This window comes from Bordetella hinzii LMG 13501 (assembly GCF_001548475.1).
GTDB lineage: Bacteria > Pseudomonadota > Gammaproteobacteria > Burkholderiales > Burkholderiaceae_B > Bordetella > Bordetella hinzii.
In genome coordinates, this window is sequence record NZ_LRUJ01000052.1 from 1 (window position 1) to 22,885 (window position 22,885).

The following is a 22,885-nucleotide window of genomic DNA, read 5'->3' on the forward strand; positions in this document are numbered from 1 at the left end:
GATCTATATCCTTTAACTTTCAAGGAAACTTGGATATTTGCCGCGCCCCGGATCATGGGGTCGCGGCGACGGTTATTTACTTGGCCCGAGCGGCGATGACTTCGTCAGCGACGTTCTTGGGAGCCTCGGAGTAATGCTTGAATTCCATCGTGTACGTGGCACGACCTTGCGTCAGCGAACGCAGGTTGGTGGCGTAACCGAACATCTCGGCCAGGGGAACCTCGGCCTTGATGATCTTGCCGCCGCCGACCATGTCGTCCATGCCCTGGACCATGCCGCGACGCGAGGACAGATCGCCCATCACGCTGCCAGCGTAGTCTTCCGGCGTTTCGACTTCAACAGCCATCATCGGTTCGAGCAGGACCGGGCTGGCCTTGCGCATACCTTCCTTGAAGGCCATCGAGCCGGCCATCTTGAACGCATTTTCGTTCGAGTCCACGTCGTGGTACGAACCGAAGAACAGCGTGACCTTCACGTCCACGACCGGGTAGCCGGCCAGGATACCTGCAGGCAGGGTTTCCTGGATGCCCTTGTCCACGGCGGGGATGAATTCGCGAGGAACCACACCGCCCTTGATGGCGTCGACGAACTCGTAGCCGCCGCCGGGCTCCAGCGGTTCGACCTTGAGCACCACGTGACCGTACTGGCCACGACCGCCCGACTGCTTGACGAACTTGCCTTCGACTTCTTCGCAGACCTTGCGGATGGTTTCGCGGTAGGCCACCTGGGGCTTGCCGACGTTGGCTTCCACGCCGAATTCGCGCTTCATGCGATCGACCAGGATTTCCAGGTGCAGCTCGCCCATGCCCGAGATGATGGTCTGGCCGGATTCTTCGTCGCTGCGCACGCGGAACGACGGATCTTCCTGGGCCAGGCGCGACAGGGCCAGGCCCATCTTTTCCTGGTCAGCCTTCGACTTGGGTTCGACGGCCTGCGAAATCACGGGCTCGGGGAACTCCATGCGTTCCAGCGTGACATGGGAATCGACGTCGCACAGCGTTTCGCCGGTGGTCACGTCCTTCAGACCCACCACGGCGGCGATGTCGCCGGCGAGAACTTCCTTGATTTCTTCGCGGTTGTTCGCGTGCATCTGCAGAATGCGGCCGATACGCTCTTTCTTGCCCTTGATGGGGTTGTAGACCGTGTCGCCCGACTTCAGGACGCCCGAGTAGACGCGCACGAAGGTCAGCTGGCCGACGAAGGGATCGCTCATCAGCTTGAACGCCAGCGCCGAGAACTTCTCCGCGTCGTTGGCATTGCGCTTGACCTCGTTGCCGTCATCATCGGTGCCTTCGACCGGCGGAATGTCGACCGGCGAGGGCAGGTAGTCGATCACCGCGTCGAGCATGCGCTGCACGCCCTTGTTCTTGAAGGCGGTGCCGCACAGCATCGGCTGGATTTCGCCGGCGATGGTGCGTTGACGGATGGCCGCGTTGATCTCGGCTTCTTCCAGCGAACCGGTTTCGAGGTACTTGTTCATCAGTTCCTCGGACGATTCGGCGGCGGCTTCGACCAGCTTTTCGCGCCATTCATCAGCGGCGGCTTGCAGTTCGGCCGGGATGTCGGCGTAGTCGAACTTGGTGCCTTGGCTGGCTTCGTCCCAAATGATGGACTTCATCTTGACCAGATCGATCACGCCGGTGAACGAATCTTCGGCGCCGATGGGGATCACGATGGGCACGGGGTTGGCGCGCAGACGGGTGCGCAGCTGTTCGTAGACCTTGAAGAAGTTGGCGCCGGTACGGTCCATCTTGTTCACGAAGGCCAGACGCGGCACGCCGTACTTGTTGGCTTGGCGCCAAACGGTTTCCGACTGGGGCTGCACGCCGCCCACGGCGCAATACACCATGCAGGCACCGTCCAGGACGCGCATGGAACGCTCCACCTCGATGGTGAAGTCCACGTGTCCCGGGGTGTCGATGATGTTGATGCGGTGTTCGGGATAGTTGCCGGCCATGCCGCGCCAAAACGCCGTCGTGGCCGCCGACGTAATGGTGATGCCACGCTCTTGCTCTTGTTCCATCCAGTCCATGGTGGCGGCGCCATCATGCACTTCGCCAATCTTGTGATTGACGCCGGTGTAGAACAGGATGCGTTCGGTCGTGGTGGTCTTCCCTGCATCGATGTGCGCAGAGATACCAATGTTGCGATAGCGCTCGATCGGGGTTTTGCGGGCCATGGTGGGTTAATCCTTAAATTACCAGCGGAAATGGCTGAAGGCCTTGTTGGCTTCGGCCATCTTGTGCGTGTCTTCGCGCTTCTTCATTGCGGCGCCACGACCTTCGGAGGCGTCGATCAGTTCGCCAGCCAGACGCAGATCCATCGACTTTTCGCCACGCTTCTTGGCGGCTTCACGGAGCCAACGCATAGCCAGGGCCAGGCGGCGCACGGGGCGCACTTCAACCGGCACTTGGTAGTTGGCACCGCCAACGCGGCGGCTCTTGACTTCGACGATCGGCTTGATGTTGTTGATGGCCAGCGTGAACACTTCGATCGGCTCTTTGCCGGTCTTGGCCTGGACTTGGGCCAGGGCACCGTAGACGATACGCTCGGCGACGGCCTTCTTGCCGTCCAGCATCACAACGTTCATGAACTTGGCGAGCTCGACGCTGCCGAACTTGGGATCGGGCAGGATCTCGCGCTTGGGTACTTCGCGACGACGGGGCATTTTTGCTTCCTTGTGTCTGTTCAGTTGAACCGCGCTTTCGCACGGCCATGGTCATCCATCCAGAATGACCCCTTACGTGCTGCACACTATTCCAGCATTCACTGGCGCAGCTGCACACTTTCCGGGCTACGGGACATCCCGCAACCGGGGTACTGCGTCGAAGGCTTAGGCCTTCTTCGGGCGCTTGGCACCGTACTTCGAGCGGGCTTGCTTACGGTCCTTGACGCCTTGCAGGTCGAGGGAGCCGCGCACGATGTGATAACGCACACCGGGCAAGTCCTTCACACGACCGCCACGCACCAGGACGACCGAGTGCTCTTGCAGGTTGTGGCCTTCGCCGCCGATGTACGAAATGACTTCGTAACCGTTGGTCAGACGCACCTTGGCAACCTTACGCAGAGCGGAGTTCGGCTTCTTGGGGGTGGTGGTGTAGACACGGGTGCAAACGCCACGGCGCTGGGGGCAATTCTCCAGCGCGGGGCTCTTGCTCTTGATGATGCTGACTTCGCGCGGCTTGCGCACGAGTTGGCTAATGGTAGGCATGACCTTTGAAATCCCTTTTACGTACCACTGGTAAGTACTTACGTACTATGTCCTCCGGACGCCTGATGCTAAGACGCCTGGCGGAGGCAGTTTGCGCAAAACCGCCTCTGACGTGGGTGACGTAAAAGAGCGGGTCTTGCAGACAAGCGCGCAGAGTGTGAGAGATGCCTGTTTCACTGCTATTACCCACACAGGCATCGCTGCGCCGAAGCCACCGGAAGATGGCAAGGCGGGCCCCTGGTGCGGGTGGGTGCGGACAAAACTGCCTGAACTCGTGACGCATCCGGCAGTCTTGCTCAATCCGCAGCACCTGTACTTTGCGCGCGCATAAAGCAGTAAGCCCTTTAGCTTAACTTAGTTATCCACCGCTGTCAAAGGCCGTGCGCAAAAAATGCGCGCAGGCGGCGACCCGGTTTATCGGGGCCGCATCCTAGGCGTGGGCGAACAGGTAGCCGCTGCCGTAAACGGTGCGGATGGGCAGGATGAGGCCGGCCAGTTCGGCCTTGCGGCGCAGGCGGCTGATGACGACATCGATGCTGCGCGCACCCGTCATGCGGGCATTTGCCCCATCGGCGCTGAGTTCGTCGGCCAGCGCGCCGCGGCTGACGGCGCGGCCCTCGGCCTGCAGCAGCGCGCGCACGATCAATCTTTCGTTGGACGAAAGCGACAGCGTGGCGCCCGTGGGCGCGGCCAGGGTCCAGTCCTGGTCGCGCAGTTCCCATTTGCCGGAGGGCATCAACTCCATGCCCAGGTCCCCGGCAGGCTCGTCCTGCCAGACCGGCAGGCGGCGCGCCAGCGCCAGGAGCACGCAGGCCAACTCCCGGTCGTCGACCGGTTCGGCCAGCGCGGCGTCGGCGCCGCTTTGCAGGCAGCGCAGCCGCGTCTCGACCGGCATGTCCTCGCCCTTGACGATGACACCCAGCTCCGAGGAGCCGCGCAAACGCGCGATCAGGGCGAAACCCAGTTCGCCCAATACGCTCACATCGAGCACGACGATGTCGTAGTGCTCTTCATTAAGCATGCCGAAGAGTTCCAGCGGCGTGGAACAACCCTTTGTGGAGATGCCAGCTTGCAGCAGCACCGAAATGGTCCGAGCGCGGCTGGCTGAATCCGGCACCATGATTAAAGTGCTCAATTGCTTCATGACCAGGCCCTATCTCACCGTTAGGTGGTTACGCACCCCGGGTATGCGGAACAGCAGACCTTGATGCGATTGGAGATAGTGTGACGCTCTATTGCGCCCGCCCGCGAGTCAAACTTCGTCAATTTTGCAATGATTAACAGTGTTATTTCATCGCTCTTTTCGGAAAACTGGACAAGATATGACAGCGGTTATGATGAAGGGGTAAGAGGAGTCGCTGCGCGACGGTTTTCTCAGGCCGGTAAATCACTGGCCCCAACCCTTCAGAAACACGGCCCATGAGAATCGCCTCATTAGAAGATGACCTGGACCAGGCCCGGCAAATACAGCAATTGTTGCAGCATGCCGGCCATGAGTGCCGCAGCTTTCAGCAGAGCCAGGATTTATTGGCGGCGCTGCGCAATGAAACCTTTGACCTGATCCTTGTCGATTGGCAACTGCCCGACATGGACGGCGACGAGGTCGTGCGATATTTGCGTTCGCGCTACGGCATGGGCCTGCCCATTATTTTCCTGACCAGCCGCAACCAGGAAGAAGACCTGGTGCAAGGACTGCAGGCCGGCGCCGACGACTACATCGTCAAACCGCTGCGCCCGGCCGAGCTGCTGGCCCGTGTTTCCGCCTTGTTGCGCCGCGCGCAGCCCGCCGCGCAGGACAGTCCGCCCTTTGACGTGGGCCCTTACCACGTCGATCCGGCGCGCCGGGTCATCGAGCTGCATGGCGAGTCCGTCACGCTGGCGCCCAAAGAATATGAACTGGCACTGCTGTTCCTGCGCAATATCGGCCGCCTGCTGTCGCGCGACCTGCTGGCGGAGACCGTGTGGAACCGGGAAATTCCGCCGACCTCGCGCACGCTGGACACCCATTTGTCCAATGTGCGCCAGAAACTGCAGCTGCGCCCCCAGAACGGCCTGCGCCTGACCTCCTCCTACGCGCTGGGCTATCGCCTGGAAACGGTGACCGAACCGTCCAATTAATGATCAAGCGCGGAAAGCAACCGCGCGCGCATCTTCACACAGGAGCGTCGCTATGAACCGGAGTATCCGGCATGCGTCCCTGGCGCTGAGCATTGCCCTGGCCGCCGGCACGGCCCAGGCTCAGCCTGCAGGCACATTGAACGAAGACTTCATTCATCGGGTGCGTCCTGGCGATACCCTGATCGGCCTGGCCACGACGTATACCGGCAAGGAAAGCAACTGGCCAGCGCTGCAGCAACTGAACAAGGTCGCCGACACCCTGGCCCTGCCGGTCGCGATGGAACTGCGCATTCCTCTTGCGATGATTCCCGAGGTGCCGGGCACGGCCCAGATCGTCAACGTGGCGGGAAGCGCCAGCATCAATGGACAGCAGGCCAGCCCGGGCAGCCCGCTGCCCGAGGGCGGCGTGCTGTCGACCGGCGCGGGCGGCTTCGTCACCGTGCGCCTTTCGGACGACAGCGAGATCACCCTGCCACCCAACAGCACCGTACAACTGCAGCGCCTGCGGCGCTTCGAGCGCGTGCCGATCACAGATACCGTGGTGTCGGTCGAGGAAGGCTCGATGGAGTCGCGGGTCGCGCCGGAAGGCTCGGGCGTGGGGCGCTTCGAGATCCGCGCCCCCGTGGCCGTCACAGGGGTGCGCGGCACGCGATTCCGCGTCGAAGCCCGCCGCGACGGCGCCAGCCAGGCTGTGCTGGAAGGCAATGTGCGGGTGCAGGCCCATGCGCGCGGCCAGGCGCCGGCGCAGGTGGTCACGGTGGGCCAGGGCCAGGGCGCCCGCGTCGGGGGCGACGGCAGCCTGCTCGGCGTGCAGCCCTTGCTGGCCGCCCCCCTGCTGGGAACGCCGCAACGCAACGGCGGCAGCTGGACCAGCAGTCTGTCGCCCGTGCCCGGCGCGCAGGCCTACGACGTGCGGGTATCGCGCGACGCCCAAGGCATGCACGTGGTCTCGGCCCAGCGTTTCACCGCGCCGGACATCCGCTTTACGGCCCCGGGCCCCGGCACCTACTATGTGAACGTCAGCGCCGTGGACCAGACCGGCCTGGCGGGCTACGAGGCAAGACAGCCGTTTGAAGGCGCCCTGGCACTATTGAGCAGTGACGGCCAGGCCGTGGCCAGCGGCAGCGGAGGTCTGATCACCTTGCAAGACTATTGACGGGCCAGGCAATGCCAGCGGATCGACGCGCGCTCACACCCCGCTCGGGCTTCATCCTCACGGCACTGCTGACCTTGCTGGCCGCCCTGCTGGGCGCCTTCACGGGCTTGGGCCGCGCCGACCAGACGCTGTATGACCGCGCCCTGTCACTGATCGGCCGGCCTGCCCAGGCCGACATCGTGCTGGTCACCATCGACGACAACAGCATCGCCATGCTGGGCCGCTGGCCTTGGAAACGCCAGGTCCATGCCGCCCTGATCGACAAACTGCACGAGGCGCGCGCAGTTGGGCTGGACCTGATTTTCTCAGAAGCCGACCAGACCGACCCGGCCGCCGATTCGACCCTGGCGCGCGCGATGCGTGCCCACGGCAAAGTGGTCTTGCCCATTGTCCTGGACAAGTTGGACGCGCCCGCAGGCTACCAGCCGCCTATCCCCATGCTGGCCCAGGCGGCCGCCGACATGGGCTTTATCAACATCCCGGTCGATGCGGACGGTGTGGTCCGCCACACGGCCTGGCAGCGCACCGTCGACGGCCACCGCTGGACTCATTTCTCGCTTGCCTTGCTGCGCGCGGGCGGCCAGGCCGACCAGGCCCGCCGCTTCGCCGCCAACATCAGGAATGACAGCGAGGCCCTGATCCCCTTTGCCGGACCACCGGGCCACTACGCCATGGTGCCCTATCTGGATGTCCTCGAAGGCCGCGTGCCGCCCAGCCGGTTCCGAGGCAAATATGTCATCGTCGGTTCCTGGGCAACCGGTTTGACCGACACTTTCCCCACGCCGGTATCGCACCGCGCCAACGGCATGGCGGGCATGGAGATATTGGCCAATCTTCTGCAGGCCGCCAACGAGGATCGCTCCTTGCGCACCGCCGCGTCCTGGGAGAACGCGCTCGCCACCGCGCTGCCCGTGCTGCTGCTATGCCTGGTGATGCGCCACGGTTCGCCCAAGCTGTCGCTGGCCCTCAATGGCATGCTGCTGGTGCTCATCCTGCCGGGCGCCGCGCTGATGCTGCGCTACGGACAGATATGGTTCCCCCCCTCGGCCGCGCTCTTTAGCCTGGCGCTTTGCTATCCGATCTGGAGCTGGCGCAGCCAGGAAGCGGTGCTGCGCTATATGGACGACGAACTCAAGCGGCTGCGCAGGGACTATGCGCCGGTGCTGGACCGACGCCCGGCCTCGCTGCTGCTGGGTCACCGCTCGGTCGAGGACAGGCTGGGACAGTTCCGCCGGGCGCTGGCCCTGGTACGCAATCTGCGCCAGTTCCTGACGGATGGCCTGAACGGCCTGCCCGATGCCACGCTGGTCTTCGACCAGGAGGGACGCCTGCAATTCCGCAATCGCGCCGCCGCGCAATTCTTCCGGCGGCTCAAGCGGCGCGCGCCGCATGCCGGACAACAGCTCGGCGAAATCCTGACGCCCCTGCTGCCCTCGGATAGCACGCGCGAACGCATCGCCGCCTTCATGCAGGAGGCCGCTTCCAAGCCGCCACGCTCGGGCTGGAGCGCCGATGTCGAGACGCGCGTGCACGGCGGGCGAGACGTGATCTTCAAGTGCGCCCCCATCCATTCAGGCGAAGGCGAATTCGTCGGCACCATCTTGACGCTGAGCGATATCAGCGACATCCGGCATGCCGAACGCCAGCGCGAAGAGACGCTGCGCTTTATTTCGCATGACATGCGCGCGCCGCAGAACTCCATCCTGGCCTTGGTGGCCATGCACGAGAATGATCCGGCCAGCCAGGATCAGGCCCAGACCCTGCAGCGCATCGCACAGCTGTCGCGGCGCACGCTGCACCTGGTCGACGGCTTCGTGCAGCTGACCCGCGCCGAGTCCATGAAGATCCACCCGGTGCCGCTGGACCTGGCCGACCTGTTGCGCGAAGTCTGCGATGATTTCTGGGCCCCTTCCCAGGCACGCGGCATCGCCATCGCGCTGCAGGAGCCACTGGTGCCGGCCTTCGTGATGGGCGACCAGACCCTGTTGCGGCGCGCACTGTCCAATCTTCTGGACAACGCCATCAAGTACAGCCCCAAGGACAGCCAGATCCGCTGCGACATCCGGCGCGACGCGGCGCAGTGGGTGGTGAGTATTGCCGACCAGGGGCCGGGCATCGCGGCCGACCAGCTGGAACAGGTCTTCCAGCCTTTTACCCGCGTGGGGTCGGCGGTGCAGGCCGATGCTGGCGGCGCCGGTCTGGGATTGGCTTTTGTACGCGCCGTGGCCGAGCGGCACCACGGCCGGGCCGAAGTGCGCAGCACGCCGGGTCAGGGCTCGACCTTCCTGCTGCGCCTGCCCAGCCAGCCGGCCTGAAGCGTCTCAGGGGAAGGTATGGCGGATCCCGGCTGGACGGCCGGCCTTGACCTCCAGCGTCGTCCGATAAGGCGGCAGATCCGCATTGCGCACCACCACGCTGTATTTGCCGGGCGCCAGCTTGAGTTCGCGCAGCGGCGGCGAGATGCCGCGGTTCACGCCATTGACCCAGACCTCGCCCCAGGGCTGGATATGGACGGCCACGGCGACACGGGCCACCGCGGCGCTGGGCGCCTGCAGCAGTTCGCCGGGCGAGGCGGTGGCCGGCTCGCTGGCCGCCGGTGCGCTCGGTTCGGCGGGCGCGGCGGGGGCTTGTGGCGCGGCTGCCGGCGCCGCGGGAGGCTCGGCCGCCTCGACGGGCGGCTGCCGGGGCGCGGGAGCCTGTACGATAGGCACCAGCTGGGACCCGGCGATCACCGGCGATGCGGTGCTGGAAAGACGTTCCCACCAGTAAAGACCCACACCGGCCGCGGCCAGCAGCAGCACCCCGGCCAGCACGATGCGGCGCGTGTACGAGGTCGCCGGGTGCACCGGCACATAGTCCGTGCGTGGCAAGGCGGCGCGCAGTTCGATGGGCGGAATGGTGGCCAGCTCGGTGTTATCCACCGCCGGCGCGAACGCCAGGCTGTCGGCAAAATCGGCTACCGATTGCGGCCTGTCCAGCGGACGCAGGGCCAAACCGGCATCGATGGCCCGCAGGAAGTCGGCGTCATAGCGCTTGAGGCCGCGCTGGGCCAGGGGCTGGTAGCCGTCGTGCTCGATGCGCTCCATGGCCGGCGGCGGCAGGTCCCCGGTAATCAGGGAATGCGCCACCGCGCTCAGGCTATAGATGTCGCTCCAGGGGCCGCGCGGCCATTGGGCCGACTGCAGGTAGAACTCATAAGGTGCAAAGCCCGCGGCCGTCGTCGGCGCCGCGCCCTCGCTTTGGCGCGGCTGGGTGTCGACCGCCATCAAGTGGGCCCTGCCGTTCTCGTCCAGGCCGACCGAGGCCGTCGTGATATCGCCGCAGATACGGCCTCTGTCGTGCAAGGCCTGCAGGGGCGCGAACAATTCGCCCAGCAGCCGCTTGATGCGGGCTTCGGGAACACCTCCGCCTGCCGTGGCGGCAATGGCGTTCAATGGCCTGTGGGCCAACGGGGCAGCGCCGGCAAACGGACTGCGCGACATTGATGGACCGGCTGGTAAAGACATTTCAATCAAATATGCGCGGCGGAAAATGCCCGCGGCCACGACTTGTCCTGAAAGATTTCCGCACGGAAATCACACACTAGATTGTCGACAATTGGGTATTATGCCACCCAGATCGGGACTCCTTTGCAGGAGTTCGACGCCAAGCATAAACTACCTCGTCCCCTGATCGAGATTCCAGTTGAAACGTATAAACATCCAACTGTTTCCGCTTGGCATGCTCGTGCTGTCTTGCGGCCTTGCCGCCTGCACCGGGCCCAGAACCGCCGCCGAGCTGCCGCCCACCCCTGCCGCGCAACAGGCACTGGAAATGGTGCAAGCCAATTACCAGGCCGGTCGCTATGGCGAGGTGATCCGCTATGTCGCCAAGTCGGACGACCTGGCCACCGCCCCGGCCAGCGTGAAGATACCAGCCCTCAAGCTGCAGGCCTTCAGTTATTGCGTGAGCAATTATCCCCAGCTGTGCCAGGATGCTTTTGCACGCATCCTCGCTATCGACCCCAGCTTTGAATTGACGCCCGCAGAAATCGGCCATCCCGTTTGGGGGCCGGCCTATAAACGCGCCAAACAGGCGCGCTGACCCCGCATTCGGCAGGCAAGCAAAAAAGCCAGCCCCTAGGGCTGGCTTTTTCTATGGATCGCGGACCACAAAAGAAAACTGCCGGCACATGGCCGGCAGTTTCCCGTTTGCGGCCGGGGCCGCGACGTCGGCTTATTCGGCCGGCGTCTCGCCATCGGACGACAGCGGACCATCCGAATCGATGCCGGCCGATACCGGCACGTCTTCGAAGGGGTTGGCCTGCTGGCGGGCGGCTTCGCGCTCGGCAGCTTCCAGGGCCTCCTTGTCCTTGCGGGCAAGGTGGTAGGCCAGGCCGGTGCCGGCCGGGATCAGGCGGCCCACGATGACGTTTTCCTTCAGGCCACGCAGGTCGTCGCGCTTGCCCATGATGGCCGCTTCGGTCAGCACGCGGGTGGTTTCCTGGAAGGAAGCCGCGGAGATGAAGGAGTCCGTGGACAGCGAGGCCTTCGTGATGCCCAGCAGAACGTTGTCGTAATGGGCCGGGCGCTTCTCTTCGGCCATCACGCGATCGTTCTCGTTGAGCAGTTCGGAACGTTCGACCTGTTCGCCCGGGATGAAGGACGTATCGCCCGGATCGGTGATGTTCACACGGCGCAGCATCTGACGAACAATCACTTCGATGTGCTTGTCGTTGATCTTCACGCCCTGCAGACGGTAGACGTCCTGGACCTCGTCGACGATGTAGGTCGCCAGCTTTTCGATACCCTGCAGACGCAGGATGTCGTGCGGGTCGGCCGGACCGTCGACGATCATTTCGCCCTTGTTGACCACTTGGCCGTCGTGCACCAGGACCTGCTTTTCCTTCGGGATCAGGAACTCGTGGCTCACACCTTCCAGGTCGGTGATGACCAGGCGCTGCTTGCCCTTGGTGTCCTTGCCGAACGAAACCGTGCCGGTGACTTCTGCCAGCATGCCGGCATCCTTGGGCGAACGGGCTTCGAACAGTTCGGCCACGCGCGGCAGACCGCCGGTGATGTCGCGGGTCTTTTGCGATTCTTGCGGAATACGCGCCAGCACCTCGCCGACCGCCACCTGCTGGCCATCGCGCACCGTGATCAGCGCGCCGACCGGGAAGGAGATGTTCACCGCATGGTCGGTGCCCGCGATGCGCACGTCTTCGCCGTTTTCGTTGACCAGCTTGATCTGCGGACGCATGACGGTCTTGCCGCCGCGCGTCTTGGGCGTGATGACGACCAGCGTGGACAGGCCCGTGACTTCGTCGACCTGCTTGGCCACGGTCACGCCCTCTTCGATGTTCTCGAAGCGCACGGCGCCGCCGTATTCGGACACGATCGGACGGGTCAGCGGATCCCAGGTCGCCAGGCGCGTGCCGGCCTTGACGGCTTCGCCGTCGCCCACCAGCACGGTCGCGCCGTACGGGATCTTGTGGCGTTCGCGCTCGCGGCCGTTGTCGTCGTAGATCGCCAGTTCGCCGGAACGCGAGATCGCCACGCGCTCGCCCTTGGCGTTGGTCACGTAGCGCATCGTGCTGGCAAAGCCGACGGTGCCGTTGGACTTGGTTTCCACGGCGCTGGCCAGGGCCGAACGCGAAGCCGCGCCACCGATGTGGAAGGTACGCATCGTAAGCTGCGTGCCCGGTTCACCGATGGACTGGGCGGCGATGACGCCGACAGCTTCGCCCACGTTGACGTGCGAACCACGGCCCAGGTCACGGCCATAGCAGTGCGCGCACAGGCCATGGCGGGTTTCGCAGGTCAGCGGCGTGCGGACCTTGACCTCGTCCACGCCCAGGCGATCGATCAGGTCGACCAGATCCTCGTCCAGCAGCGTGCCGGCGGTGATCGCGGTTTCCTGGGTATCCGGGTTGACGATGTCGATGGCGGCCACGCGGCCCAGGATGCGGTCGCGCAGCGGTTCGATGACTTCGCCGCCTTCGACCAGGGCCTTCATCGAGTAGCCGTGCGAGGTGCCGCAATCCACTTCGGTGATGACCAGGTCCTGCGTCACGTCGACCAGACGGCGGGTCAGGTAGCCCGAGTTCGCGGTCTTCAGTGCCGTATCGGCCAGACCCTTACGCGCGCCGTGCGTCGAGATGAAGTACTGCAGTACGTTCAGGCCTTCGCGGAAGTTGGCGGTGATGGGCGTTTCGATGATGGAGCCGTCCGGCTTGGCCATCAGGCCGCGCATACCGGCCAGCTGGCGGATCTGGGCAGCCGAGCCCCGGGCGCCCGAGTCAGCCATCATGTAGATGGAGTTGAACGATTCCTGGCGCACTTCTTCGCCATGGCGGTTCACGACCGGCTCGGTGGCCAGTTGTTCCATCATCGCCTTGCCGACCTTGTCGCCCGCCTTGCCCCAGATATCCACAACGTTGTTGTAGCGCTCTTGCGAGGTGACCAGACCCGACGAGTACTGCTTGTCGATTTCCTTCACTTCGCGGCTGGCTTCGGCCAGGATGACTTCCTTGGCCTTGGGAATCAGCATGTCTTCCATGGCGATGGAAATACCACCGCGGGTCGCCAGGCGGAAACCGGACTGCATCAGCTTATCGGCGAAGATCACCGTGTCGCGCAGGCCGCAACGGCGGAACGACTGGTTGATCAGGCGCGAGATTTCTTTCTTCTTCAGGGCCTTGTTCAGGACCGTGAACGGCAGGCCGCGCGGCAGGATTTCGGACAGCAGGGCACGGCCGACCGTCGTCTCGTGACGGCGGATGACCGGTTGCCATTCGCCCTGTTCATCACGCTCGTGCTCCTTCAGGCGCACGGTGATGCGGGTCTGCAGCTCGACTTCGCCGTTGTCGTAGGCGCGCTGGACCTCGGCCACGTCGGCGAAGAAGATGCCTTCGCCGCGGCCGTTGATGCGCTCGCGGGTCGTGTAGTACAGACCCAGCACGATATCCTGGGACGGCACGATGGACGGCTCGCCGTTGGCCGGGAACAGCACGTTGTTCGACGCCAGCATCAGCGTGCGCGCCTCCAGCTGGGCTTCCAGCGAGAGCGGCACGTGCACGGCCATCTGGTCACCGTCGAAGTCGGCGTTGAACGCCGCGCAAACCAGCGGATGCAGCTGGATGGCCTTGCCTTCGATCAGGACCGGCTCGAAAGCCTGGATGCCCAGACGGTGCAGCGTCGGCGCGCGGTTGAGCATGACCGGGTGCTCGCGGATCACCTCTTCGAGGATGTCCCACACCACCGGTTCCTGGCTCTCGACCAGCTTCTTGGCCGCCTTGATGGTCGTGGCCAGGCCCATCATCTCCAGACGATTGAAGATGAAAGGCTTGAAGAGCTCCAGCGCCATCAGCTTGGGCAGGCCGCACTGGTGCAGCTTGAGCTGCGGACCCACCACGATGACCGAACGGCCCGAGTAGTCCACGCGCTTGCCCAGCAGGTTCTGGCGGAAACGGCCGCTCTTGCCCTTGATCATGTCGGCCAGGGACTTGAGCTGGCGCTTGTTGGCGCCGGTCATGGCCTTGCCGCGACGGCCGTTGTCCAGCAAGGAGTCGACGGCTTCCTGCAGCATGCGCTTTTCGTTGCGCAGGATGATCTCGGGCGCCTTCAGTTCGAGCAGGCGCTTGAGGCGGTTGTTGCGGTTGATGACGCGGCGATAGAGATCGTTCAGGTCGGAGGTCGCGAAGCGGCCGCCGTCCAGCGGCACCAGCGGACGCAGGTCCGGCGGCAGCACGGGCAGCACTTCCATGACCATCCAGTCGGGCTTGATGCCCGACTTCTGGAAGCCTTCCAGCACTTTCAGGCGCTTGGAGATCTTCTTGATCTTGGCTTCGGAGCTGGTGGCCTTGAGTTCGCCGCGCAGCGTTTCGACTTCGCGGTCGATGTCGATGGTGCGCAGCAGCTCACGCACGGCCTCCGCGCCCATCAGGGCACGGAAGTCGTCGCCGTATTCCTCGGTCTTGGCCAGGAAATCGTCGTCCGACATGATCTGGCCGCGCTTGAGCGGCGTCATGCCGGGCTCGATCACGCACCAGGCTTCGAAGTAGAGCACGCGCTCGATGTCGCGCAGCGTCATGTCGAGCACCATGCCCAGGCGCGACGGCAGGCTCTTGAGGAACCAGATGTGCGCAACCGGGCTGGCCAGCTCGATATGGCCCATGCGTTCGCGGCGAACCTTGGCGACGGTGACTTCGACGCCGCACTTTTCGCAGATCACGCCGCGGTGCTTCAGGCGCTTGTATTTGCCGCACAAGCACTCGTAGTCCTTGATCGGGCCAAAGATCTTGGCGCAGAACAGGCCGTCGCGCTCAGGCTTGAACGTGCGGTAGTTGATCGTCTCGGGCTTGCGGACTTCGCCGTAGGACCACGAACGGATCTTCTCCGGCGAGGCGATGCCGATCTTGATGGCATCGAATTGCTCGTCTTGCGAGACTTGCTTGAAGAGATCGAGTAGCGCTTTCATTAGTTACGCTCCAAATCCATGTCCAGGGCCAGCGAGCGGATTTCCTTGACCAGCACGTTGAACGATTCCGGCATGCCGGCGTCGATGACGTGATCGCCCTTGACGATGTTTTCGTAAACCTTGGTGCGGCCGGTGATGTCATCGGACTTCACCGTCAGCATTTCTTGCAGGGTGTAAGAAGCGCCATAGGCCTCCAGCGCCCACACTTCCATTTCACCGAAGCGCTGGCCACCGAACTGCGCCTTGCCGCCCAGCGGCTGCTGGGTCACCAACGAGTACGGGCCGGTCGAACGGGCGTGCATCTTGTCGTCGACCAAGTGGTGCAGCTTCAGGTAGTGCATGTAGCCGATGGTGACCGGGCGCTCGAATTTCTCGCCGGTGCGGCCGTCGAACAGCCATGCCTGGGCGCGCGAAGGCGTCAGCTGCATGCGCTTGGCGACTTCGTCCGGATAGGCCAGCTCGAGCATCATGCCGATTTCTTCTTCGGTCGCGCCGTCGAACACCGGCGTGGCGAACGGCACCCCCTTCTTCAGGTTGTTGGCCAGTTCGATGACTTCGTCGTCCGAAAGCTCGTTGATGCGCGCGCCGGTGCCGGTCGTGTTGTAGACCTGCTCCAGGTAGGCACGGATGCTCTTGACCTGGGCGGTGCGCTCGTCCTGAAGCAGATCGGCAATGCGCTGGCCCACGCCCTTGGCGGCCCAGCCCAGGTGAACTTCCAGCACCTGGCCGACGTTCATCCGGGACGGCACGCCCAGCGGGTTGAGCACGATGTCCACGGTCGTGCCATCCGCCATGTGCGGCATGTCCTCGACCGGGGTGATGCGCGAGACCACGCCCTTGTTACCGTGGCGGCCGGCCATCTTGTCACCAGGCTGCAGACGACGCTTCACGGCCAGGTAGACCTTGATCATCTTCAGCACGCCCGGGGGCAGCTCGTCGCCCTGCGTGAGCTTCTTGCGCTTCTCTTCGAAGGCGAGGTCGAACTGGTGGCGCTTCTGCTCCAGCGATTCCTTGGCCTGCTCCAGGATGACGGCATGCGGCTCGTCAGCCAGGCGGATGTCGAACCACTGCCAGCGGTCCAGGTCGGCCAGATAGGCCTTGGTGACCGTGGCGCCCTTGGCCAGCTTGCGCGGGCCGCCGTTGACGGTCTTGCCCACCAGCAGCTTCTCGATACGATCGAACTGGTCGTTTTCGACGATGCGCAGCTGGTCGTTCAGGTCCTGGCGATAGCGGCGCAGTTCATCGTCGATGATGGACTGGGCGCGCTTGTCGCGCACGATGCCTTCGCGGGTGAAGACCTGCACGTCGATGACGGTGCCCGTCATGCCCGAGGGCACGCGCAGCGAGGTGTCCTTAACGTCGGAGGCCTTTTCGCCGAAGATGGCGCGCAGCAGCTTCTCTTCCGGGGTCAGCTGGGTCTCGCCCTTGGGCGTGACCTTGCCCACCAGCACGTCGTCGGCGCTGACTTCGGCGCCGATGTAGACGATGCCGGACTCATCCAGGCGGTTGAGCTGGGTTTCGGCGAGGTTGCTGATATCGCGCGTGATTTCTTCAGGTCCGAGCTTGGTGTCGCGAGCGACCACGGTCAGCTCTTCGATGTGGACCGAGGTGTAGCGATCATCGGCCACGACACGTTCGGAGATCAGGATCGAGTCTTCGAAGTTGTAGCCGTTCCAGGGCATGAAGGCGATCAGCATGTTCTGGCCCAGGGCGAGTTCGCCCAGGTCCGTCGATGCGCCGTCAGCCAGCACGTCGCCCTTGGCGACACGATCGCCACGCTTGACGATGGGACGCTGGTTGATGTTCGTGTTCTGGTTGGAACGGGTGTACTTGATGAGGTTGTAGATATCCACACCCACTTCGCCCGCGACGTTTTCTTCGTCGTTGACACGGATCACCACGCGCTCGGCGTCGACGTGGTCGACCAGGCCGCCGCGCAACGCCTGCACGGTCGTGCCCGAGTCCACCGCGACGGTGCGCTCGATGCCGGTGCCGACCAGCGGCTTTTCCGGACGCAGGCAGGGCACGGCCTGGCGCTGCATGTTGGCGCCCATCAGCGCGCGGTTGGCGTCATCGTGCTCCAGGAAGGGAATCAGCGAGGCGGCGACCGACACGATCTGCGACGGCGCCACGTCCATGTAGTGCACGTTGGCCGGCGAGGTGAGCATGGTTTCGCCCGCTTCGCGGCAGGCGACCAGGTCATCGACGAAGCGGCCTTCGGCGTCCAGCGCGGCGTTGGCCTGCGCGATCACGTAGTGGCTTTCTTCGATGGCCGACAGGTAGTCGATCTGGTCGCTGACCTTGCCGTCGATGATCTTGCGGTACGGCGTTTCCAGGAAGCCATACTCGTTCAGGCGCGCATACAGCGCCATCGAGTTGATCAGACCGATGTTCGGGCCTTCCGGCGTTTCGATCGGGCAGACGCGGCCATAGTGGGTCGGATGCACGTCACGGACTTCGAAGCCGGCGCGCTCGCGGGTCAGACCGCCCGGGCCCAGGGCGGAAACACGGCGCTTGTGCGTGATTTCCGACAGCGGGTTGGTCTGGTCCATGAACTGGGACAGCTGGCTCGAACCGAAGAACTCCTTGATGGCAGCCGAGATCGGCTTGGAGTTGATCAGGTCATGCGGCATCAGGTTTTCGGTCTCGGCCTGGCCCAGACGTTCCTTGACGGCGCGTTCGACGCGCACCAGGCCGGCGCGGAACTGGTTTTCGGCCAGTTCGCCGACACAGCGCACGCGGCGGTTGCCCAGGTGATCGATGTCGTCGATCTGGCCACGGCCGTTGCGCAGCTCGACCAGCACCTTGATGGTTTCGAGGATGTCCTCGTTGGTCAGCGTCATCGGACCGTTGGCGTCATCGCCACGGCCCAGACGGCTGTTGACCTTCATGCGGCCCACGCGCGACAGATCGTAGGTTTCTTCGCTGTAGAACAGGCGCTGGAACAAGGCCTCGACGGCCTCTTCGGTCGGCGGCTCGCCAGGGCGCATCATGCGATAGATGGCCACGCGGGCAGCGGTCTGGTCGGCCGTTTCATCGGTGCGCAGGGTCTGCGAGATGTAGGGACCGCGATCCAGGTCGTTGGTGTACAGCGTCTGCAGGTCCAGGACCTTGGCGGCGCGCATGGCGGCCAGCACGCTTTCGGTGATTTCGTCGTTGGCGTGCGCGATCACTTCGCCGGTATCGGCGTCGACGACGTTCTTGGCCAGCACGCGGCCGTAGAGGAACTCTTCGGGCACGGAGATGCGCTGGATGCCGCCGTTGGCGAGATCACGCAGGTGCTTGGCGTTGATGCGCTTGTCCTTCTCGACGATCACCTTGCCGGAACGGTCGCTGATGTCGAAACGGGCCATTTCGCCCTTCCAGCGCTCAGGCACGAATTCCATCATGGCGCCTTCGCTCTTCAACTCGAAATTGTCGAAGTCGAAGAAATGGGCCAGGATGGATTCCGGGGTCATGCCGATGGCCTTCAGCAGGATCGTCACGGGCATCTTGCGGCGACGGTCCACACGGAAGAACAGCACGTCCTTGGGATCGAATTCAAAGTCCAGCCAGGACCCACGGTAGGGGATCACACGGGCCGAGAACAGCAGCTTGCCCGAGCTGTGGGTCTTGCCGCGATCGTGTTCGAAGAACACGCCGGGCGAGCGGTGCAGCTGGGACACGATGACACGTTCCGTGCCGTTGATCACGAAAGAACCGGTGCTGGTCATGAGCGGGATTTCGCCCATGTAGACTTCCTGTTCCTTCACTTCCTTGATGGTAGGCTTGCTGACTTCGCGGTCCAGCAGCACCAGGCGAACCTTGGCGCGCAGCGGCGAGGCATAGGTGAGGCCGCGCTGCTGACATTCCTTGACATCGAACACCGGTTCGCCCAGCGCGTAGCTGACGAACTCCAAGCGCGCCATACCATTGTGGCTGACGATCGGAAAAATCGACGAAAACGCCGCCTGCAGGCCTTCATTAACCCGTTCCGCGGTGGCGGTCTCGGCTTGCAGGAAAGTTAGGTAGGATTGAAGTTGTGTCGCGAGCAGAAAAGGAACGTTTTGAACGTCTTCACGCTTGGCGAAACTTTTGCGGATGCGCTTTTTTTCGGTGTACGAGTAAGGCATGAGCACTCCGACTCGAGGTTGCATGGGCCGTCAACCACGGCCCCAGGTGATACGACTCCAGGAAACACCCCTAAAACTCCAGCCATCAGGAGGGGTTTCCTGGAAACGCAAAAGCCCGGGGACGGCATACTGCGCTGTCCCCGGGCAGATGACGCAAAGGTTTACTTGACTTCGACCTTGGCGCCAGCTTCTTCCAGCTTCTTCTTGGCGGCTTCGGCGTCAGCCTTGGCCAGACCTTCCTTGACGGGCTTCGGAGCGCCGTCGACCAGGTCCTTGGCTTCCTTCAGGCCCAGACCGGTCAGCTCGCGCACGGCCTTGATCACGGACACCTTGTTGGCGCCGGCTTCGGCCAGCACAACGGTGAACTCGGTCTGCTCTTCAGCAGCGGCGGCGGCGCCACCGGCAGCCGGAGCGGCCACGGCCACAGCGGCGGCAGCAGCCGACACGCCGAACTTCTCTTCCATTTCCTTGATCAGCTCGGACAGTTCGAGCACGGTCATGCCAGCGATGGCGTCAAGGATTTCAGCTTTGCTAAGTGCCATTTTCTTTAGAACTCCAAAATTGGGTAATGCCAGGGTTGGGTGTCGCTTTGTCGTTCAGCGAGGATCCGCAAGCCGCGCCTGATATCAGGCGGCGGCCTTCTGGTCGCGCACGGCGGCGAGGCCACGGGCGAACTTGGTCGGAACTTCGTTGAGCGTACGCACGAATTGCGCGATCGGGGCTTGCATGGTGCCCAGCAGTTTCGAGAGCAGCTCTTCGCGCGAGGGCATCGTGGCCAAAGCCTTGACGCCATCTTGGCTCAGCAAGTTGTTGGGCAGAGCGCCCGCCTTGATGACCAGCTTGTCGTTGCTCTTAGCGAAACCGGCGAGAACCTTGGCCGCCGCGACCGGGTCGTTGCTGATACCGTAGATCAGCGGACCGGTCAGTTGCTCGGACAGCGGCTCGAAAGCCGTGCCGGCAACCGCACGACGGGCCAGCGAGTTCTTCAGAACACGCAGGTAAACGCCCGATTCACGCGCAGTTTTGCGCAGTACGGTGACAGAGGCGACGTCCAGACCACGGTACTCGGCGATAACGATCGACTGGGCCTTGGCGACTTGCGCCGAGACTTCCTCGATCACCACCGCTTTCTCTTGGCGATTGAGACTCACGGTTTGAACACTCCATCAAAAGACGCCTGGGGCCTGAGCCTTGCGCGTCAACCGAATGCGGCGCCTGGTTGAGTTCTTCGGGTAAAGAATTCTTCCTGGGGACGCCGTCTACGCTGGATCCGGCCTATGAGAGCTCCGGGATTAAGCCGTCCGTCCAGTGCTTGCAACGGACCGCTCCAGCGGTCTTTGACAGCAGCATCCGAAAATCCCGGATGCGGCCCAAAGTACTGTTTGCCAGCGGCCTTAGTTGGCCGACAGCGAAGCGATTTCCACGCGAGCACCGCCGCCCATGGTCGAGGACACGGCGAGCTTGCGCAGGTAAATACCCTTGGCGGCGGCCGGACGAGCCTTTTGCAGGGCGTCGACCAGGGCGGCCAGGTTGGATTGCAGTTGTTCGATGCCGAACGAAGCGCGGCCAATGGTGGCGTGGATGATACCGGCCTTGTCGGTACGGTATTGCACTTGACCAGCCTTGGCGTTCTTGACGGCGGTGGCGACGTCCGGGGTCACGGTGCCGACCTTGGGGTTCGGCATCAGGCCGCGCGGACCCAGGATCTGGCCCAGGGCACCGACGACACGCATCGTGTCGGGCGAGGCGATGACCACGTCGAAATCCATCTGGCCAGCCTTGATCTGGTCGGCCAGGTCATCCAGGCCGACGACATCGGCGCCGGCGGCGCGGGCGGCTTCAGCCTTGTCGCCCTGGGCGAACACGGCGACGCGGACGCTCTTGCCGGTACCGGCGGGCAGGACCACGGAGCCACGAACCAGCTGGTCGGACTTCTTGGGGTCGATGCCGAGCTGCACGGCCACGTCGATGGACTCATCGAACTTGGCGGTGGCGGTTTCCTTGACCAGGGTCAGGGCTTCGGCGACCGGGTACAGCTTGGTGCGATCGATCTTCTGGGCGATGGCGGCGGCGCGCTTGGACAGTTTAGCCATGATTAGACCCCCTCAACGGTGATGCCCATGCTGCGGGCGCTGCCAGCGATCGTGCGGACCGCGGCGTCCAGATCGGCAGCGGTCAGGTCGGGCTGCTTGGTCTTGGCGATTTCTTCGGCTTGCGCGCGGGTCAGCGTGCCCACCTTGTCGGTGTGCGGCTTGGACGAGCCCTTTTGCACGCCGGCGGCCTTCTTGATGAGGACCGTCGCGGGCGGGGTCTTCATGATGAAGGTGAAGCTCTTGTCCGCGAAGGCGGTGATCACCACGGGGATCGGCAGACCCGGCTCCATGCCTTGGGTCTTGGCGTTGAACGCCTTGCAGAACTCCATGATGTTCAGGCCACGCTGACCCAGGGCCGGGCCAATCGGGGGAGAGGGGTTTGCCTTACCAGCCGGCACTTGCAGCTTGATAAAGCCGACGATCTTCTTCGCCATGCTTTGCTCCTAACGGGTGATAGCGCCTGCCTTGGCGGCGGGCTCCCCGGGGTTGAAAATCAGGTCTTTTCGACCTGGCTGAAATCGAGCTCGACGGGGGTGGCACGACCGAAGATCGTGACCGACACGCGCACCTTGCTCTTTTCGTAATTGACTTCTTCGACGTTGCCGTTGAAGTCCGCGAACGGGCCTTCCTTGACGCGGACCATCTCGCCCACTTCGAAGAGAATCTTGGGCCGCGGCTTCTCGACGCCTTCTTCCATTTGCGACAGGATCTTCTCGACCTCGCGCTCGGAAATCGGAGTCGGGCGATTGCCCGAGCCACCCAGAAAGCCGGTGACCCGATTGGTGTTCTTGACCAAGTGCCAGGTTTCGTCGGTCAGGTCCATCTCGACCAGGACGTAACCGGGGAAAATCCGGCGCTCGGTGATCGACTTCTGACCACCCTTGACCTCGACGACTTCTTCGGAGGGCACAAGGATGCGGCCAAAAGACGTTTGCAGCCCTGCACGCTCGATGCGCTCGTTCAGGGCTTTTTGTACGCTTTTCTCCATGCCGGAATACACATGGACGACATACCAACGTTTACTCATGCCTGTCCTTATTTCCAGCCCAGCAACAGGCCGTAAAGTATCCATTCGATGCCCTTGTCGAGCACCCACATGAAAATGCCCATCACCGCGACGAACGCGAAAACAATCCCAGTCATCTGGAATGTTTCCTTGCGCGTGGGCCAGGAGACACGCTTGACTTCGTTGTACGACTCTTGGGCGAAGCTGATGGTGCGCCGGCCGGGTTCACTGAACCAGGCAATGACGGCCGCGATCACCAGACCGCCGACAAACACGCCGATGCGGGCCACCATGGGCTGTGCACTCAGCACGGAAAACCCAACGATGCCAGCAATAACGACAAGAACCGCCAACCCGAGCTTGATCCGGTCAGCGGTACTGGTAACGGTTTCTACGCTGGTATTAGACATTTTGCGACACGAGCCCGCCGTGTATGTGCGCAACTCGCGGTACTCTCCGGCGGGTGGTGGCAGGGGCAGTAGGAATCGAACCTACAACCTTCGGTTTTGGAGACCGACGCTCTGCCAATTGAGCTATACCCCTATGGCTTTCACTTGATTTGCAGCAAGGTTGATGCAAGACACCGCTGCAATTCGCATGGCACCTCGCGGAACCATACATAGTACTACTTTTTTAAGCCTGTGTGCAAGTTTTTTGCGCACAAGGAAATGGGGCCTTTCGGCCCCGTTTCCTTAGGCTTGCAGACGTCAGGCGATGATCTTGGCGACGACA

Annotated in this window: 17 protein-coding genes and 1 tRNA gene; 4 read left to right on the top strand and 14 right to left on the bottom strand. The window is 63.3% G+C overall.

Annotated features, from left to right (window positions below):
• Positions 1-76 precede the first annotated feature (76 nt).
• The 4 genes from fusA to AXA74_RS22055 form a co-directional block, all read right to left on the bottom strand.
• Positions 77-2,179 carry an elongation factor G gene (gene fusA / locus AXA74_RS22040; protein WP_029577155.1) on the bottom strand — a complete coding sequence of 701 codons (2,103 nt, stop codon included), beginning with the start codon at positions 2,177-2,179 and terminating at the stop codon, positions 77-79.
• A gap of 18 nt (positions 2,180-2,197) precedes the next feature.
• Positions 2,198-2,668, bottom strand: coding sequence for a 30S ribosomal protein S7 (gene rpsG / locus AXA74_RS22045; RefSeq protein WP_029577156.1), 471 nt, complete (start codon positions 2,666-2,668; stop codon positions 2,198-2,200).
• A gap of 165 nt (positions 2,669-2,833) precedes the next feature.
• On the bottom strand, positions 2,834-3,211 hold the full coding sequence (gene rpsL, locus AXA74_RS22050; RefSeq protein WP_005017264.1) for a 30S ribosomal protein S12: 378 nt from the start codon (positions 3,209-3,211) through the stop codon (positions 2,834-2,836).
• Between the two features lie 430 nt (positions 3,212-3,641).
• A complete protein-coding gene (locus AXA74_RS22055) occupies positions 3,642-4,355 on the bottom strand; it encodes a response regulator transcription factor (RefSeq protein ID WP_029577157.1) in 714 nt (237 codons plus the stop codon).
• A gap of 275 nt (positions 4,356-4,630) precedes the next feature.
• Here AXA74_RS22055 and AXA74_RS22060 point away from each other — a divergent pair, with 275 nt between their 5' ends.
• From AXA74_RS22060 to AXA74_RS22070, 3 genes are read left to right on the top strand one after another with little or no spacing between them, the layout of a single operon-like run.
• A complete protein-coding gene (locus AXA74_RS22060) occupies positions 4,631-5,329 on the top strand; it encodes a response regulator transcription factor (protein ID WP_032957244.1) in 699 nt (232 codons plus the stop codon).
• Between the two features lie 52 nt (positions 5,330-5,381).
• Positions 5,382-6,485, top strand: a complete 1,104-nt coding sequence (locus AXA74_RS22065) for a FecR family protein (RefSeq protein ID WP_029577158.1) — start codon at positions 5,382-5,384, stop codon at positions 6,483-6,485.
• Positions 6,486-6,496: 11 nt separating this feature from the next.
• A complete protein-coding gene (locus tag AXA74_RS22070) occupies positions 6,497-8,800 on the top strand; it encodes a CHASE2 domain-containing protein (RefSeq protein WP_032964622.1) in 2,304 nt (767 codons plus the stop codon).
• Positions 8,801-8,806: 6 nt separating this feature from the next.
• Here the strand turns inward: AXA74_RS22070 and AXA74_RS22075 are convergent, their stop codons facing one another.
• Entirely contained in the window at positions 8,807-9,991 is a 1,185-nt protein-coding gene (locus AXA74_RS22075; protein ID WP_029577160.1) for a membrane protein, read from the bottom strand.
• A 214-nt stretch (positions 9,992-10,205) separates the two neighbouring features.
• On the opposite strand from AXA74_RS22075, the gene AXA74_RS22080 reads away from it, so the two are divergent.
• Entirely contained in the window at positions 10,206-10,568 is a 363-nt protein-coding gene (locus tag AXA74_RS22080; RefSeq protein WP_185843246.1) for a TssQ family T6SS-associated lipoprotein, read from the top strand.
• Positions 10,569-10,700: 132 nt separating this feature from the next.
• Here AXA74_RS22080 and rpoC read toward each other — a convergent pair whose 3' ends face one another.
• From rpoC to AXA74_RS22125, 9 genes are all read right to left on the bottom strand, one after another.
• Positions 10,701-14,942 carry a DNA-directed RNA polymerase subunit beta' gene (rpoC, locus tag AXA74_RS22085; protein ID WP_029577162.1) on the bottom strand — a complete coding sequence of 1,414 codons (4,242 nt, stop codon included), beginning with the start codon at positions 14,940-14,942 and terminating at the stop codon, positions 10,701-10,703.
• Positions 14,942-19,054, bottom strand: a complete 4,113-nt coding sequence (gene rpoB / locus AXA74_RS22090) for a DNA-directed RNA polymerase subunit beta (RefSeq protein WP_029577163.1) — start codon at positions 19,052-19,054, stop codon at positions 14,942-14,944. Before rpoB ends, rpoC begins: the two co-directional genes overlap by 1 nt.
• 161 nt (positions 19,055-19,215) lie before the next feature.
• Positions 19,216-19,596, bottom strand: a complete 381-nt coding sequence (gene rplL / locus AXA74_RS22095; protein ID WP_029577164.1) for a 50S ribosomal protein L7/L12 — start codon at positions 19,594-19,596, stop codon at positions 19,216-19,218.
• An 84-nt stretch (positions 19,597-19,680) separates the two neighbouring features.
• The gene (rplJ, locus tag AXA74_RS22100; protein WP_029577165.1) at positions 19,681-20,205 is read right to left on the bottom strand and encodes a 50S ribosomal protein L10; all 525 of its coding nucleotides are present in this window, start codon (positions 20,203-20,205) and stop codon (positions 19,681-19,683) included.
• 243 nt (positions 20,206-20,448) lie between these two features.
• Entirely contained in the window at positions 20,449-21,147 is a 699-nt protein-coding gene (rplA, locus tag AXA74_RS22105; protein WP_029577166.1) for a 50S ribosomal protein L1, read from the bottom strand.
• 2 nt (positions 21,148-21,149) lie between these two features.
• A complete protein-coding gene (gene rplK / locus AXA74_RS22110) occupies positions 21,150-21,581 on the bottom strand; it encodes a 50S ribosomal protein L11 (protein WP_029577167.1) in 432 nt (143 codons plus the stop codon).
• Positions 21,582-21,640: 59 nt separating this feature from the next.
• Entirely contained in the window at positions 21,641-22,174 is a 534-nt protein-coding gene (gene nusG / locus AXA74_RS22115; RefSeq protein WP_029577168.1) for a transcription termination/antitermination protein NusG, read from the bottom strand.
• An 8-nt stretch (positions 22,175-22,182) separates the two neighbouring features.
• On the bottom strand, positions 22,183-22,563 hold the full coding sequence (gene secE / locus AXA74_RS22120) for a preprotein translocase subunit SecE (RefSeq protein WP_029577169.1): 381 nt from the start codon (positions 22,561-22,563) through the stop codon (positions 22,183-22,185).
• 57 nt (positions 22,564-22,620) lie between these two features.
• Positions 22,621-22,696: transfer RNA gene (locus AXA74_RS22125), tRNA-Trp, on the bottom strand.
• Positions 22,697-22,885 lie beyond the last annotated feature (189 nt).

Coding starts and splice junctions, on each gene's coding strand:
- fusA (WP_029577155.1), bottom strand. CDS start 2,179: ATGGCCCGCAAAACCCCGATCGAGCGCTATCGCAACATTGGTATCTCT.
- rpsG (WP_029577156.1), bottom strand. CDS start 2,668: ATGCCCCGTCGTCGCGAAGTACCCAAGCGCGAGATCCTGCCCGATCCC.
- rpsL (WP_005017264.1), bottom strand. CDS start 3,211: ATGCCTACCATTAGCCAACTCGTGCGCAAGCCGCGCGAAGTCAGCATC.
- AXA74_RS22055 (WP_029577157.1), bottom strand. CDS start 4,355: ATGAAGCAATTGAGCACTTTAATCATGGTGCCGGATTCAGCCAGCCGC.
- AXA74_RS22060 (WP_032957244.1), top strand. CDS start 4,631: ATGAGAATCGCCTCATTAGAAGATGACCTGGACCAGGCCCGGCAAATA.
- AXA74_RS22065 (WP_029577158.1), top strand. CDS start 5,382: ATGAACCGGAGTATCCGGCATGCGTCCCTGGCGCTGAGCATTGCCCTG.
- AXA74_RS22070 (WP_032964622.1), top strand. CDS start 6,497: ATGCCAGCGGATCGACGCGCGCTCACACCCCGCTCGGGCTTCATCCTC.
- AXA74_RS22075 (WP_029577160.1), bottom strand. CDS start 9,991: ATGTCTTTACCAGCCGGTCCATCAATGTCGCGCAGTCCGTTTGCCGGC.
- AXA74_RS22080 (WP_185843246.1), top strand. CDS start 10,206: ATGCTCGTGCTGTCTTGCGGCCTTGCCGCCTGCACCGGGCCCAGAACC.
- rpoC (WP_029577162.1), bottom strand. CDS start 14,942: ATGAAAGCGCTACTCGATCTCTTCAAGCAAGTCTCGCAAGACGAGCAA.
- rpoB (WP_029577163.1), bottom strand. CDS start 19,054: ATGCCTTACTCGTACACCGAAAAAAAGCGCATCCGCAAAAGTTTCGCC.
- rplL (WP_029577164.1), bottom strand. CDS start 19,596: ATGGCACTTAGCAAAGCTGAAATCCTTGACGCCATCGCTGGCATGACC.
- rplA (WP_029577166.1), bottom strand. CDS start 21,147: ATGGCTAAACTGTCCAAGCGCGCCGCCGCCATCGCCCAGAAGATCGAT.
- rplK (WP_029577167.1), bottom strand. CDS start 21,581: ATGGCGAAGAAGATCGTCGGCTTTATCAAGCTGCAAGTGCCGGCTGGT.
- nusG (WP_029577168.1), bottom strand. CDS start 22,174: ATGAGTAAACGTTGGTATGTCGTCCATGTGTATTCCGGCATGGAGAAA.
- secE (WP_029577169.1), bottom strand. CDS start 22,563: ATGTCTAATACCAGCGTAGAAACCGTTACCAGTACCGCTGACCGGATC.